General features: G+C 50.6%; 1 protein-coding gene. It reads left to right on the forward strand.

Features of this window, described 5'->3' with window-relative positions; genetic code table 11:
- Positions 1–17 precede the first annotated feature (17 nt).
- Positions 18–253, forward strand: a 236-nt coding sequence (ampE, locus tag SB756_RS32705) for a regulatory signaling modulator protein AmpE (protein WP_410913594.1), incomplete at its 3' end; no start/stop codon positions are given.

Below are 253 nucleotides of genomic sequence, written 5' to 3' on the forward strand. Positions count from 1 at the left end.
CGCTACTGGTGTGGCTGTTGATTGGTTTGCTGTGTATTGGCGCAGGTAAAGTTCGTCTTCATTATCATGCTTATCTGACAGCTGCTTCACGTAATGATAGCCATGCCCGTGCCACGATGGCTGGCGAACTCACCATGATTCACGGCGTCCCGGCAGGCTGCGACGAACGTGAGTATTTGCGTGAGCTGCAAAATGCATTGCTGTGGATTAACTTTCGTTTTTATCTTGCACCGCTGTTCTGGCTGATTGTGGG

Origin of the sequence: Pseudomonas sp. SIMBA_068 (assembly GCF_046534705.1) — a bacterium.
Classification (GTDB): Bacteria; Pseudomonadota; Gammaproteobacteria; order Pseudomonadales; family Pseudomonadaceae; genus Aquipseudomonas; species Aquipseudomonas putida.